At 74.8% G+C, this 13,452-nt stretch carries 12 protein-coding genes; 3 read left to right on the top strand and 9 right to left on the bottom strand.

Translation table 11 applies throughout. The features are described 5' to 3' along the window. Nucleotides 1–10: 10 nt before the first annotated feature. Nucleotides 11–853, top strand: a complete 843-nt coding sequence (locus ACIBG4_RS15465; protein WP_397202317.1) for a WecB/TagA/CpsF family glycosyltransferase — start codon at nt 11–13, stop codon at nt 851–853. Here the strand turns inward: ACIBG4_RS15465 and ACIBG4_RS15460 are convergent. Genes ACIBG4_RS15460 through ACIBG4_RS15435 form a run of 6 tightly spaced genes read right to left on the bottom strand, consistent with a single transcriptional unit; the run spans nt 840 to nt 8,580 of the window. Continuing rightward, nucleotides 840–1,739 carry a sulfotransferase gene (locus ACIBG4_RS15460; RefSeq protein ID WP_397202316.1) on the bottom strand — a complete coding sequence of 300 codons (900 nt, stop codon included), beginning with the start codon at nt 1,737–1,739 and terminating at the stop codon, nt 840–842. The two genes, ACIBG4_RS15465 and ACIBG4_RS15460, sit on opposite strands and share 14 nt — an antisense overlap. Further along, on the bottom strand, nt 1,736–3,040 hold the full coding sequence (locus ACIBG4_RS15455; RefSeq protein ID WP_397202315.1) for a lipopolysaccharide biosynthesis protein: 1,305 nt from the start codon (nt 3,038–3,040) through the stop codon (nt 1,736–1,738). Before ACIBG4_RS15455 ends, ACIBG4_RS15460 begins: the two co-directional genes overlap by 4 nt. Next, complete coding sequence (locus tag ACIBG4_RS15450) at nt 3,028–3,882, bottom strand: sulfotransferase family protein (RefSeq protein WP_397202314.1); 855 nt, start codon at nt 3,880–3,882, stop codon at nt 3,028–3,030. Before ACIBG4_RS15450 ends, ACIBG4_RS15455 begins: the two co-directional genes overlap by 13 nt. Next, nucleotides 3,879–4,802, bottom strand: a complete 924-nt coding sequence (locus ACIBG4_RS15445; protein WP_397202313.1) for a hypothetical protein — start codon at nt 4,800–4,802, stop codon at nt 3,879–3,881. The genes ACIBG4_RS15450 and ACIBG4_RS15445 overlap by 4 nt, the downstream gene beginning before the upstream one ends. Next, nucleotides 4,799–6,067 (bottom strand): hypothetical protein, encoded by a 1,269-nt coding sequence (locus tag ACIBG4_RS15440; protein WP_310709667.1) that lies wholly within the window; start codon nt 6,065–6,067, stop codon nt 4,799–4,801. Before ACIBG4_RS15440 ends, ACIBG4_RS15445 begins: the two co-directional genes overlap by 4 nt. After that, nucleotides 6,064–8,580, bottom strand: coding sequence for a Wzz/FepE/Etk N-terminal domain-containing protein (locus ACIBG4_RS15435; protein WP_397202312.1), 2,517 nt, complete (start codon nt 8,578–8,580; stop codon nt 6,064–6,066). Before ACIBG4_RS15435 ends, ACIBG4_RS15440 begins: the two co-directional genes overlap by 4 nt. A 406-nt stretch (nt 8,581–8,986) precedes the next feature. Here ACIBG4_RS15435 and ACIBG4_RS15430 point away from each other — a divergent pair, with 406 nt between their 5' ends. Next, nucleotides 8,987–10,087, top strand: a complete 1,101-nt coding sequence (locus ACIBG4_RS15430; RefSeq protein WP_397202311.1) for a glycoside hydrolase family 26 protein — start codon at nt 8,987–8,989, stop codon at nt 10,085–10,087. Here ACIBG4_RS15430 and ACIBG4_RS15425 read toward each other — a convergent pair. The 3 genes from ACIBG4_RS15425 to ACIBG4_RS15415 form a co-directional block, all read right to left on the bottom strand. After that, nucleotides 10,032–10,913, bottom strand: a complete 882-nt coding sequence (locus ACIBG4_RS15425) for a sulfite exporter TauE/SafE family protein (RefSeq protein WP_310709670.1) — start codon at nt 10,911–10,913, stop codon at nt 10,032–10,034. The genes ACIBG4_RS15430 and ACIBG4_RS15425 overlap by 56 nt on opposite strands. Beyond that, complete coding sequence (gene cysC / locus ACIBG4_RS15420; protein WP_397202310.1) at nt 10,910–12,124, bottom strand: adenylyl-sulfate kinase; 1,215 nt, start codon at nt 12,122–12,124, stop codon at nt 10,910–10,912. The genes ACIBG4_RS15425 and cysC overlap by 4 nt, the downstream gene beginning before the upstream one ends. Before the next feature lie 69 nt (nt 12,125–12,193). Beyond that, nucleotides 12,194–12,910, bottom strand: a complete 717-nt coding sequence (locus ACIBG4_RS15415) for a class I SAM-dependent methyltransferase (protein ID WP_397202309.1) — start codon at nt 12,908–12,910, stop codon at nt 12,194–12,196. Between the two features lie 100 nt (nt 12,911–13,010). On the opposite strand from ACIBG4_RS15415, the gene ACIBG4_RS15410 reads away from it, so the two are divergent. Next, complete coding sequence (locus tag ACIBG4_RS15410; protein WP_310709673.1) at nt 13,011–13,403, top strand: signal peptidase I; 393 nt, start codon at nt 13,011–13,013, stop codon at nt 13,401–13,403. The last annotated feature ends 49 nt before the right edge of the window (nt 13,404–13,452 follow it).

Here is a 13,452-nt window from a genome sequence, read left to right as displayed (position 1 = left end):
AGGGGTCACGGTGGACGCCCTCAGCGAGTCGCAGGTCGTCGCCAGGGTGGTGGCCGGGCTGGCGGCGGGGCGGGGCGGGCGCATCGTCACGCCCAACGTCGACATCTGCCGCTCCGCCGCCGCCGACCCCGCGCTGAGAGACCTCGTCAACAGCGCCGACCTGGTCGTGGCCGACGGGATGCCCCTGGTGTGGGCGGCCCGGCTGCTGGGCACCCCGCTGCCCGAGCGGGTCACCGGGGCCGACCTGATCTGGTCGCTGAGCGGGCCGGCCGCCGAGCACGGGTGGCCGGTGTACCTGCTCGGAGGGCCCCCGGGCGTCGCCGTGTCGGCGGCGCGCGCCCTCGTGCGCCGCCTTCCCCGGCTGCGGGTCTGCGGGGTGGAGTCCCCGCCGTACGCCTTCGACCGCACCGCCGCCGGGCGGGCCCGCGTGCTGCGCAGGGTGGTGGCGGCGCGACCCCGGATCGTGTTCGTGGGGCTCGGCTTCCCGCGCCAGGACCGGCTCGTCTCGCTGCTGCGCGAGCGGCTCCCGGACGCGTGGTTCGTCGGCTGCGGGGCGGCCATCGCGTTCGCGGCGGGCGCGGTGCCGCGGGCGCCGGGCTGGATGCGGACCGCCGGGCTGGAGTGGACGTTCCGCCTGCTGACGGAGCCCGGCCGGCTGGCACGCCGTTACCTGGTCGACGACCTGCCCTTCGCCGCCCGCCTCCTCGCGGGGAGCCTCCTCGCCCGCCGCCCGCCAGCCTCCTCGCCGGCAGCGCCTTCGCCGGCAGCGCCTTCGCCGGCGGGGTCCTCGCCGGCCGCCCGGCCGCCTGACGACCCGGCACGCCTGGCGGGCGGGGTCGTCAGGCGGTGGTGAGGGCGCGGACGCGGGTCACGTCCTCCGGCGTCAGCCCCTGGGCGGCCCTGGACAGCGCCTGGCGGGAGTCCATCCTGCGGTACGCCGTCCGCGACAGCCCCGACCAGGCGAACCCCCGCTCCCGGCCGCCGCCCCCGGTGCAGGCCCGCGCCACCCGGCGCTCCACGGCCGGCGACCAGGTCAGGCCCGCGTGCCCGTACAGGCGCCGGAAGCCCGCCACGGGATCGGCGGCCAGCGACTCGTACGTGACGACCAGGATGCCCGGCATGCGGGCGAGGATCCGATGCGTCGCCCGCCACAGCGCGGCGGCCCGGGCGACCCGGTCCGGCGAGCCGGCGAGCGGGCCCAGCTCCAGCAGCTCGGGATGGTCGCGGACGAGGAGCGGCTGGCCGAGGAGCTCGTGGAAGGAGACCGTCCAGCCGAGCCGCTGCCAGCTCGCCACGAAGGAGACCGGGTCGCGTTCGAGCGCCACCACCGTGCAGCCGAGCCGCGCGGCGAACCAGGCCGCCGACAGCACCGCGAACGGGTCGTCGAGCAGCGCCCGCCGCCCCGCCAGGCGGCCCAGCGTGAACGCCGTGCCGTACTTGAGCATCCGCGCCAGGTCGTACGGCGAGCGGTTGGCGCGCAGCTCGGCGCCGAACCGGTAGCGCAGGGCGACCGTGTCGCGGAAGGCGGGCAGCCAGTCGTGGGCGTTGTCGTCGCAGATGTACTGGAACCGGTGCGTGACCGTGGCCCGCAGGACGCCGGGGGAGTGCCCGGGCGGGTGCTGGGGGTTGAGCGGCTCGTTGACGTAGACCGCCCCGCGACCGGCCGTGAGCATCTTGCCCGTCCAGCTCGTGCCGCTCCTCGGCAGGCCGGTGACGAGGATCGGCGGCCCGGCCGTCACGCGGCGGCCCAGGAGCGCACCCGCAGGGCGGTCAGGGTGTGGCGGCCGAAGGGGTGCAGGCCGTAGCGGCGGTGGAGCCGCCACAGCGGCAGGAGGTTCTTCACCAGCGTGCCGCCCGACCAGCCGAGGGCCGCCCCGAGCGCCCCGTGACCGGGGATCAGCGCCACGTCGAGGGCGATCGTCACGGCCGTGGCGGCGACCAGGTTGACCAGGCTGGCCGTGGTGTGCCCGGCGGCGGTCAGTACCACGTCCACCATGCCGCAGGCCGTCGCCACCATCATCGTGGCGGCCAGCACGAGCGCGACCGGCACCGCCGAGGAGTACGCGGGGCCGAACAGGCCGAGCGCCCACGGCGCGAGCGCCGCGTACCCCAGCCAGACCGGCCACGTCACCAGCACCAGCCACGCCGTCGTCGCCTGGTACAGCTCCCGGGCGCGTGCCAGCTCGCCCTCGGCCATCGCCCGCACCAGCCGGGCCTGTACGGCCTGCGCCATGCCCTGGCCGGCGAGCTGGCCGACGACCTTGAACCGGGTGGCGGCGGTGTAGACGGCGGCCTGGGCGGGACCGCCGAGCAGGGCGACGACCACGATGTCGAGCCGCTGGAACACCGCCTGCACCGCCCCGGCCACCGCCCGCGGCGCCGTGTGCCGCCACAGGTCGCGGGCCGTGCCCGGCAGGTACGGGGTGCGCGGCGCCCGACCGCGCACCCCGAACGCGGACAGGACCAGCACGGGGGCGTACGGAAGCGCCCACGCGAGCGGCAGCCAGCCGGGAGCGGCGGCGAGGGCGGCGGCGGCCACCAGCGTGAGCTGGGCGACCGGCAGCATGAGGCCGTCGAGGAGCACGGTGGGCCGCATCGCGCCGAACCCGCGGGTGGCGGCCAGCAGCACGTCGCCCGCGACGATGACCGGGAGCGCCAGCGCGAGAAGCCCCAGCCGGGGGAGCAGGACGGCGGCGGCGAGAGCGGACACCACCGCGCACGGCACCAACGCCGCCCGGATATATCCGGATATGCCGCGGTAGTCGTAGGTCGCGGCCCGGGCGATGAAGAACACCAGCCCGTTGCCCGCGTCCAGCTTGGCCATCCCGGCCGCCATGAGGGCCAGCGCCGTGGCAGTGAAGAACGCCCCGGCCTGCTCGGCCGTGAACGCCCTGGTGACGATCACGACGAGCAGGAACTGGGCCAGCGCGCCCGCGGCGGCCCCGGCCAGGCCCGCGGCGCCCGCCCGCGCCACCCGCCCCATCGGCGACGCCCCGCCCAGCCGGGGACGGCCGACGGCCTGCGGTGTCAGCGACGCCACGACGGGTCACCGCCCAGCCAGCGCACGAGCCGCGTGTCGTACACCTCGAAGTGGTCGAGCAGCCGCCGCCGCACCGACTCGGGCAGGGACTTGGGCCTGGACCGGCCGTTGTGCCGTTCGAAGACCGGATAGCCCAGATGCGGCACCTCCAGGAACTCCAGCACCCGCTCGTAGGTGCGCTCCGGCTCGGCGAAGAACTCGTGGCTGTCCAGCACCAGGATCCGCTCGCGCCCGAGCAGCGGCTCCAGCCGGTCGAGCTGCTCGGCGTAGCGGCCCCGGGCCAGGTAGGCGTGGTGGCGGTGCGAGTGGTGGACGGAGTACGGCCGCGCCCGCAGGCTCTCCTCCGCCCCGGCCAGCCGCCCGGCCTCCAGCTCCACCGCGTACTCGAAGTGCGACTCCGTCTCGAACCCCCGCGCCAGCTCGTGCGCGTGCGCCGAGCAGGCCCGCTCGACCGGGTCGCGCACCAGGACGACCAGCTTCACGCCGGGCAGGTCGGCGGCGATGCGCTCGCCGGCCAGCGGATGGAACAGGTAGTACGGCGACGACTCGAACGCCCTGGGCCGGCCGCCGTACCTGCCGGCCAGTACGGCCGCGCCGGCCCGCAGCGGGAAGTGCGCCCGGTACCACGCCAGGCCGCGATCGTAGCCGACGTCGAAGTAGTGGACGCCCTTGTGCAGCACCGGCTTGAGCAGCAGCGGGTGCTGCGCCAGCGCCCGGTACAGGGACGTGGTGCCGCACCGCTGCGCCCCCACGACGAGGAACGACGGCAGCAGCCGCGCCCCGGCCGTCAGCCGGCCGGCGGTGCGCGACACGGCCAGTACGGCCTGCTTCCCGGTCTTCACGGCAGCAGCTCCTGGTGGTCGACGAGCGGGCTGAGCCACGCGTCCGGCGGGCCGAGCGGGCTGTGGCCGTCGGCGGCGTGCCGGTCGGCCAGCTTGATGAGGTACAGCAGCGCCGTCCGCCGTGCCTGCGCGCCGGACAGGCCGTACGGAGCCAGCAGCCGTACGGCCTGCGCCAGGCAGGCACGCGCCGCCGTCGCCGGGTCCATGCGGCGCAGGGCCCGCTGGAAGAAGTGGTGGACCGCGTCGAACCCGTACGGCACGCCCACCTCGTACCGCTCCCAGTCCCACACCAGGAGCCGCCCGTCGGCGGAGGGCGCGATGTTCCACGGCGACAGGTCACCGTGCCAGGCGGCACCCTCCGTGGCGCCGGTGGCGGCGATCTCCTGGACGGCGTCCCGGAGCAGCTCCCCGGGCACCCGCCCCCGGCCGGGACGGAGCGCCGGGCCCCGGCGCACGGGCAGCGGGGAGACGGCGAGCAGCTCCAGGCAGCGCCAGCGACCGTGGTGCAGCACGGTGGGCGCGACGACGGTCTTGAGCGGCACGGCGGCCAGCTTCCGCAGCGCCGCCGCCTCGTTGGCGACGAGCGCGGCGGTCCGCTCGGTGTCGCCCACCTTCACGTACGCGAGGAGCTCGCCGCCGGAACGGGCCTCCAGGACCGGCTTGCGGTTGGCCCGCCGGGCGGGCCGCACGTGCAGCACCGTCTCGACGGGCACGCCGAAGACCTCGCCCAGATGGGCCGAGATCGACCCCTCGACGGACACCACCAGCCGCCGGCCGACGTGCCACCAGCGGCGGGGCGCCAGGCGGCGGGGCAGCAGCGGATGGGGCAGCAGGCTGTGGGCCCGGGGGGAGCCGGAGCCGGGGTAGAGCAGCCGGACCGTCTCGTCGAGGTAGCCCAGGCGCATCTTGGCGTCGTTCACGAGGTGTTCCTCCACAGCAGGGCGAAGGAGATGAGATAGAGGATGAGGGGGGTGACCAGGCCGTCGTAGACGAGCATGTAGAGCAGGACCAGGGCCATGACCAGCACCCCGGCCAGGCCGACGGGGCTTCGGTCGGTCCAGTGGCGGCGGATCGCGCCGACGAAGAACGCCACGTACAGGGCCGCCCCGGTGAATCCCTGCGTGATGACGAGCAGCCAGAGCTGCCCGTCGCTGCCTAACGGCGGATGGCCGCAGTCCGTGCACCAGGCGGTCCTGCCGGTCGTGATCGTGCGGTGGTTGCCCAGGGCGTTGCGGGTGTTGCCGTAGCCGATGACGGGGGAGTGGGCGGCGGCCCTGATCGTCGCCGTCACCGTGAATGCCCGGATGTCGTTGGAGTGGGGGTTGTCCAGCCGCTGGCTCACCAGCCCCGACAGCGGGCTCAGCGCGAACACCAGCGCCCCGGCCACCGCGGCCCCGCACAGCGCCGGCCGGGCCCGGCCGCCCACGCGCAGGATCACGTACAGGGCGGTCACGCCGAGCCCGATCCACAGGCCCCGGTTGAGCGAGTAGACGATGGGGACGGCGGCCAGCGCCACCAGCGCCACAGCCGCCACCCTGCGGGCCCGGCCGCCGTTCACCCACCAGCCGACCACGAACCAGATCAGCAGCACCGACACGTTGCTGCCCCAGGCGTTGGCCCACTCGAACGGCGCCTCCGGGCGCGGCGAGGCGTAACCGAGCACCTTCTGGGTCTGGGCGGCGGTGGGGTGGACGAGGTTCTGGACGAACGCGTTGCCGCCGATCCAGTCGGGCAGCAGCAGCTCCACCGGCGAGGTGAACGCGAACCCGGGCGCGAGCACGCCCAGCAGCCCGCCCGCCACGGTCACGACGAACAGCACGCCGAGCATCCGCACCAGCCTGAGCTGCGGCAGCTCCCGCTCGGTGAGATTGCCCAGGTAGAGCACCATGACCAGCAGGGCGAGGTAGAGGGCCAGCCGCATCACGTACCCGACGACCCGGCCCGCGCCCAGTTCGCCGTAGGTGCCGGGGGGCGACTCGGACAGCATGAGGGCGCTGAGCCCGTAGCCGGCGAGCAGCAGCAGCCACAGCCCGAACCCGCGTGGCACCCGGATCGGCCGGCGCCGCCACAGGATGACGGCCATCGGCACGGCCAGCACGACCACCGAGAGCCCGCCGAACCCCAGCGCCCACCACACGGGATAGCCGAGCAGCAACGCGCCGACGGGCCACGCGGGCCCTCTCACGAGGACAGGCCGGGCGGACGGGGCCGCTCCCACGGGGGCCCGGCGTCGGCCACCACACCCGGCTGGATCCCCTGCTCGGTCCCGCGCTGGATCCCGTGCTCGGCCACGTGCCGCATCCCGTGCTCGGTCATGTGCTGGGTCATGTGCTCGGGCGCGTGCTCGGAGGTCGGTCCGGTCTCGCGCTCCGCCGAGTGGCGGGAGACGCGGTCCGTCAGGCGGTCCGTCCATCGGTCGGCGGCCGGCCCGGTCGCGTGGTGGGCTCCCGGACGCCGGTCGGCCGCTCGGGGGTCCGGTTTCGCCCGCCGGTCCGCCGCCGCGCCCGGGTCGACGGCCTCCGGGCCCCCGAAGGGGGTCGTACCGGGGTCGGTCGCCCACGGCCGAGGCAGGGGCGCCGGGCGGAGGTGGGGCATGTCGGGATCGGTTGCCCCGGGTTGCCGCAAGCTCGCCGCGCCCGGGTCGGGTGCTCCTCCCGGTCCCCGGCGACCGGACGGGTCAGGGTCGGTCGTGCCCGGCCGGCGCAGGGGTGTGACGCTCCGGTCGGTCGTTCCGCGCTGCCGGATGCCCCCCACACTCGGGTCGGTCGTCCCTCGCTGCCGGATGCTCGGGGCGCTCGGGTCGGTCGCTCCCAGCCGTCGGAGGCCGGATGGGGCGGAGCCGGGCGGCTCCGGGCGGCGGAGGACCGTCGCGTCCGGGTCGGTCGGAGGGCCGCCGTCGGTGAGGGCCGACGGTGAGTCACTCCTGGAGCCCGCGACCAGCTTGCCGAGTGCCGTCCGCGAGTCGGCCGGAGCGGGCGCCGGGGACGCGGGCTCGCCGGGTGTCGTCACCACGCCGATGACCGGCACCTGGTGCCTGCCGAGGTGGCGCGCGGCGTCCAGCACCTGTGCCGAGGTGGTCCGGCCGAGCGCGACCAGCAGCAGCGCGGCGTCGGCCCGGGCCAGGTCGCCCGTGTCGGACCCGTCGAGGACCGACAACAGCGTGCTCGCCGACAGGGAGGACGTCACGGTCGTCGTGGAGAGTCCGGCGGGGACGGCGCGTACCAGGAGCCGCTTGCCGGGGCACGCGGCGACGGCGGCGGAGGCCAGCTCGTGCAGCGCGTCGGCGAGCTCCGTGCCGTCCCCGTCCTCGCCCTGCCTCCCGGCTCCGCCTCCGGCCCGCTGCCCGCGCGCCCCTTCCGCACCTCCGCGGCCTGCACCTCCGCGGTCCGCACCCCTGCGGTCCGCGCCGCCATGGTCGGCATTCCTCCGGTGGGTGCCTTCTCCGGCGGCGCCGTGACCCGCGCTCGCCCGACGTGAGTTTTCGAAGGCCGGGCCCGTTCCGGCGCCGCCGTCGTCGTCGGCCCACATGCCCCGGTCCGTGCCGGCACGGCGGCTGCCTCCCACGCCCCTGCTCCGCCCCGTGCCGGTACGGCGGCTGCTCTCCGTGTCCCGGTCCGGGCCGGTGCGGCCGTCGCCGTCCGCCCACATGCCCCGGTCCGTGCTCGTGCGGCGGCCGCTCTCGGTGTCCCGGCCCGGGCCGGCGCGGCGGCTGCTCTGCAAGCCCGTGCTCCAGTTCGCGCCAGGGCGGGCGGCGTCCTCGGACCCCGTGCCCTCCGCCCCCGCGGAGTCCGTGCCCGCGCGGCGGGTGCCGTCCGGGCTCGTGCGGCCCGCGTGAGGCAGCGCGGCGACCACCGGGAGGCCCGTCAGGCGCTCGACGTCGGCCGGTGTGCGCAAGCGCGTGTCGAGGCGGTCGCGGGCCGTGGCGGCGCCCGCCCCCAGCAGGAGCCCGAGCATGAGGCCCGTCCCCAGGAACAGCGGCAGGCTCGGCCACGCCGGGTCGGTGGGCGGCACGGCTTCGCTGATCACCGAGCCGGGCGTCACGGTCGTCGTCTTCAGCCCGTCGTACTTGAGCGTCAGGGTGTACGCCTGCCGGTTGAGCACGCTCTGCCGGTGGCTCGCCAGGGTGTGCTCGGCGGTGCCCTTGCGGAGCGTCGCCAACTGCCTGGTGACGACGGCGAGCGAGGAGTTGACCTGCTTGAGCTTGGCCAGCATGGCCTTCTGCTGGAGCGCCAGCGCGGCCTGTGCGGTGGCGGCGCGGTTGGCGAGGTAGGCCTCGGCGTAGGCGCGCGACTGGGCCGCCGCGGCGGCCGGGGTTCCCGCGGTGACGGACAGCGACAGCACGGCGGAGTTGGGCGGCACGGCCACCTCGACCGGCTCCAGCGCGGGGGCCTTCAGCAGCCCGGCGGCCCGGGCGGCGACGACGGCGGAGCCGGCGACCTGGGCCTCGGTGTCGAGGTTGAGCGGCTCGCGCTGCCGGTTGGTCACCTGGTTGCCCTGCTCCTGGAGGCCGACGGCGGCGACGAGCACCTGCGTGGTCGCGTTGTAGGCGGGCGGGGTCAGCCGCATCAGCCCCAGCCCCGCCGTGCCGCCCGCCAGCACGAACCCGGCGAAGATCAGCCGGCGTCTGCGCAGCAGCGACAGGTGCTCCCCCAGATCGGTGCCGGACCGGCGGGCCGGGAGATCCGGCGGCAGGCTCATGAGGCTCCCTGGAATGAGTGCTGTGCGTGGTGGCGCGGAGACGGTGCGTCACGGCCGGAGGGGTGTGTCCACTATAGGCGGGACGAATTCCCCCCAAGTCGAATACGCAAGATTTCCTGCGTTACAGCGGGCGATTCGCCCCTCTATAAAGCGATATATGGCATCTAAATGACGGGCTGATACCTGGGATCACCAGCGGGAACGCCCGCACCGGCTGACGTTCATGAGAATCACATGGCATGGTTCAGGTTTGATGTGTCGGGGGTCTTCCGGGGAGAGGGGGCGTACGGTCGTGCTGCCAGCTGGCATTTCGCGTATTTCATGTATTTCGCGGGTTTTCTCGTATGAATGGCGAAGAACGGGCACCGGGAGGGGTAAGGGGGGCGGCGCTGGGACCCGTGCCGGCGTGGTGGTGCTGCTTGCGGTGATCCTGGCCGCCTGCTCGGGTACGGGGACGGGCTCGGGGGCGCGCACGGCCGGGGACCCGGTCATGACCGCCGGCACGAGTACGGCCGGTACGGACGCGGGCGGCACATCGGCCGGTCCGGCCTCGCCCCGGGCCGGGGCGACCCCGGCCTGCGCGGTGACCGACAAGCTCATCCCGTCCTGCGGCGCCTGGTGGGGCGTGGCGCCGGAGATCTTCACCGGCGCGCCCGTGGACAAGGCGCTGCACGGCGCGGAGACCCGCATGGGCGCCAGGGCGGACGTGGTGCACGTCTACCACCGGGGCAAGGACCTGTTCCCCACGGAGCGGGAGATCCGGATGGCCCGCGACCCGGCCGGCCCCCGGCTGCTGCTGGTCAACTGGAAGCCGTCGGTGGACCGCACCTGGGCGGAGATCGCCGACGGCGCCATCGACGGCCGGATCGACCGGCTGGCGGCGCACATCCGGCGGGCGTTCCCCGAGCGGTTCTTCCTGACCATCCACCACGAGCCGGAGGACGACGTGCGGCCCGGGCCGGGGTCGGGGATGGAGGCGGCCGACTACGCGGCCATGTACCGCCACGTGGTGCTGCGGCTGCGCGAGAAGGGGGTGCGCAACGCGGTGACGGTCATGACGTACATGGGGGCGCCGAACTGGGCGGCGAAGCCCTGGTTCGAGGAGCTGTACCCGGGCGACGACGTGGTCGACTGGGTGGCGATGGACCCGTACGCCGACGACCGGGTGCGCGACTTCGACGGCCTGGTCAACAAGACCCGGCCGGAGTACTCCCGCTGGCCGGGCTTCTACCGGTGGACGCAGCTGCGCTTCCCGGGCAAGCCGGTGATGGTGGCCGAGTGGGGGGCGTTCCTGCGGGGCGAGGACCGGGCGTTCCAGCGGGCCTTCTTCGAGTCCGTACGCGCCCAGGTGTGGCACTACCCGCAGATCAAGGCGCTGGTGTACTTCGACTCGCCGCGGGCGCCGCGCGGGGACACCCGCTTCGACGCCGAGCCGGCGGCCGCCCGGGCCTTCAGCGAGCTCGCGCGAGATCCGCACTTCCGCTCGACGCCCGTGCCGCCGCTCTGACCTGCCACACCCGGCCGCCGACCGTGACGGCGACGGCGGCGGCCAGTGCCCAGAGGGTGGCCACGTTGCCGACGTTCAGCAGCTTGAGCGCGGAGGCGAGCAGCACGATCGCGAGCAGGGCCCTGATGAGGCCGCCGGGCGCCCGGGAGGAGATCCGGGCGCCGAGGTAGACGCCGGGGATCGAGCCGATGAGCAGCGAGACCGTGAGGTGGAGCTGGAAGTCGCCGAAGAGCAGATGGCCGACCGCGGCCGAGGTGACCAGCGGCACGGCCTGCACCAGGTCGGTGCCGACGAGCTGGTTGGCCTTGAGCATGGGGTAGAGCGCGATGAGCGCCACGATGATGAGCGACCCGGATCCGACCGACGACACGCCGACGATCAGGCCACCTACCGTACCGACCAGTAGGGTCGGGATCGGGCGTACGACGATCTCGTTCGCCTCGGCCGCGCCGCCCCGGCCGCCCATCAGCGTCTTGGCGGCCAGGCCCGCGACCGCGAGCAGCAGCGCGACACCGAGGGCGTACTTCACCCCGTCGCCGACCGCGAACGCCCGCGCCACGAACACCCCGGCGAACGCCGCCGGCACCGACCCGGCGCACAGCCAGCCGACCAGGCGCAGGTTGACCGTGCCGCGGCGCAGGTGCACGACGCTGCCGACCGGCTTCATCACCGCCGAGGCCACCAGGTCGCTGGAGACCGCGGCGAGCGGCGGCACATTGAAGAAGAGCATCATCATCGGGGTCATGAGGGCGCCGCCGCCCATGCCGGTCAGGCCGACGACGACGGCGACGAGAAAGGATCCCGCGATCAGGGGAAGGTCGATCAACGGACCCATCCTCCGCTCCGCAGCGCTCCCAGCACCTGGGAGACGGCCGCCTCGATCGAGATGTGCGTGGTGTCGATGGCGAGGTCGGCGTCGTCCGGCTCCTCGTACGGGTCGGAGACGCCGGTGAACTCGGGGATGATCCCGGCCCGGGCCTTGGCGTACAGGCCCTTGCGGTCGCGCCGCTCGCACTCCTCCAGCGGGGTGGCGACGTGGACGAGCAGGAAGTCGGCGCCCACGGACTCGACCATCTCCCGCACCTCCTCGCGGGTGGCCGCGTAGGGGGCGATGGGGGCGCAGATGGCGAGGCCGCCGTGGCGGGCGGCCTCGGCGGCGACGAAGCCGATGCGCCGGATGTTGAGGTCGCGGTCGGCCTTGGAGAACGTCAGGCCCTTGGACAGCAGCGAGCGCACCACGTCGCCGTCGAGGTGGGTGACGGTGCGGCTGCCGAGCTCCAGCAGCGCGTCGCGCAGGCCGCGCGCGATCGTGGACTTTCCGGAGCCGGACAGGCCGGTGAAGAAGACCACGAGACCGCGCCGGTGCGGCGGCCCGGGAATGCTCACCGGCTCGGGGCCGGCCAGGTGCTCGGTCGCGCCGTAGGCGGTGGCGACGTGCTCGCGCAGCTCCAGGTCGAGCTCGGGCTCCTCGCGCGGCGCGAGCGGCACCGGCACGACGAGCGTGTCCTCGGGGAGCCGGTCCTTGGCCTTCAGCGCCGCCCGGACCACGGCGGGGCCGGGCTCGCCGTACGCGAGAGGGAGGAGCACGATCACCGCGTCGAGCTCCTTGGCGGTGGCGGTCACCTCGGCGAGGTCGTCGAGCGGCCCGCGCATGGTGACGACCAGCGACGGACGGCCGCCGAGCAGCTCGCGCACCTCCGCGGGAGTGCGCCGCAGCCGGGCGAACGGGCCGTGCTCGGCGGCGCCGAGACCGCGGAGCGGACCGGCGGCCAGGCCGTCGTGACCGCGCTCGGTCACGGTCAGCACGGCGAGTGGCGCGCCTTCCGGGTCGAGCAGCGTGACCTCGTCACCCGGGGCGACCTCGTCGGGCAGGTGCAGCGTGACGGGCGCCGGCCAGGGGGTGCCGTCGGCCAGGGTGCCGCGCTCGTGGACGGCGTGCAGGTCGTCGTGGCCGAGGAAGCCCGTCAGCGGCTCGAACGCCCCCGACAGCAGCAGCTCCAGGTCGGCCAGCTCCCGCGCCCCGGGGGTCCACTCCACGTCTCCGCCATCCCAACTATTCCGATTGAATTGGTAGGAAAGGAGTCTAGCGGGTGTCCGCGTGCGTCGCTAGATGAGCCGGGCGAAGTGGTTCTGCGGCTTCTTGATGACCATGGTGATCTCGTCGTGCGCCGAAGGGCAGCGACCCCGCGTCAGCCTGTCGGCCAGCGCCACCGCACCGCGTCCGAAGGCGTTCATCGCGGGCGCGCTCGTCGCCGTCTCGTCGTCGGTGATCATGAGCCCCCGGCTGAGGCAGAAGGCGTGGATGCCGTCGCGCGAGGTCAGCGGCTCGTACACGGCCGGCAGCGGACCCGGCGTGCCGTCGGCCACCAGGTGGCGCCACAGCGGACGGCGCAGCCACCCCGGGGTGAGGCGGTCGCACAGGCCGTAGGCGGAGCGGCGGTCGCGCATGCGCAGCAGGATCAGCCCGCCCGGCCGCAGGGCCTGGAGCAGCCGGTCGAGCACCAGCTCGGCGTGGTGGATGCGCTCCAGCAGGAACGAGACCCGGACGACGTCGAACGACCTCGGGCGGATCGGCGCCGAGCGCAGGTCGCCCAGCACGCACGTGGACAGGTCGGCGCGCTCCGCGGCCGCGCTCCTGATCACCGGCAGGTCCTCGTCGATCCCGGTGAGACGCGCCTCGATCCAGTCGGGCGCCGCCGCCTCGTCGCGCAGGCAGCCCGCCACCAACACGTCGAGGCGGCGGCCGAGCTGCTCGGCCCACAGCTCGCGCAGGCGCTGGTCGAAGACGTCGCGGCGCGGGGCGACCGGCCGCAGATCAGACATGCTACTCACAGTAGTCATCATATGACGCGTGGTGGCGGGCCCGGCGTTCCCCCACCTCGCCCCGCCGTGCCGCCCGGGGGCGCTGCTAGCGTGCCGCTCCATGGGGGACGAGGTGTACGTGGGGAACGCGGGCGTCGACGGGGCGGCGGACCACGGCTGGCTGCTCGGCCACTTCAAGCCGTACGGCGACCCGCGGCACAGCGAGGACGTCGAGATCAAGTGGGGCGTCCACCCGGCCGGCGAGGAGCGGGCCTCGTGGGTGACCGGGGAGCGGCGCACGGCGCTGCTCGTCCTGATCAGCGGCAGGTTCCGGGTGGAGCTGCCCGGCCGCAGCGTCCTGCTGGAGCGCAGGGGCGACTACGTGGTGTGGGGCCGCGGGGTGGACCACTCCTGGCGTGCCGAGGAGGAGTCCGTGGTGCTGACCGTTCGCTGGCCGTCCGTGCCCGGGTACGCGGTCACCGACGGCCCGCCGCCAAGTACTCTTGATGGCTGAGACCCCCGCGACCCGACCCGGCCGGGGGTAGTCGTGTTGCCGTCGTGGG

Origin of the sequence: Nonomuraea sp. NPDC050383 (assembly GCF_044459125.1) — a bacterium.
In the GTDB taxonomy this organism is placed as follows: Bacteria; Actinomycetota; Actinomycetes; order Streptosporangiales; family Streptosporangiaceae; genus Nonomuraea.
The sequence above is the reverse complement of the archived record's forward strand: the minus strand, read 5'-3'. Positions and strand labels throughout refer to the sequence as shown.

Excerpts from the sequence above, each read along its gene's own strand:
- ACIBG4_RS15435 (WP_397202312.1), bottom strand. The coding sequence starts at position 8,580 with ATGAGCCTGCCGCCGGATCTCCCGGCCCGCCGGTCCGGCACCGATCTG.
- ACIBG4_RS15415 (WP_397202309.1), bottom strand. The coding sequence starts at position 12,910 with ATGTCTGATCTGCGGCCGGTCGCCCCGCGCCGCGACGTCTTCGACCAG.
- ACIBG4_RS15410 (WP_310709673.1), top strand. The coding sequence starts at position 13,011 with ATGGGGGACGAGGTGTACGTGGGGAACGCGGGCGTCGACGGGGCGGCG.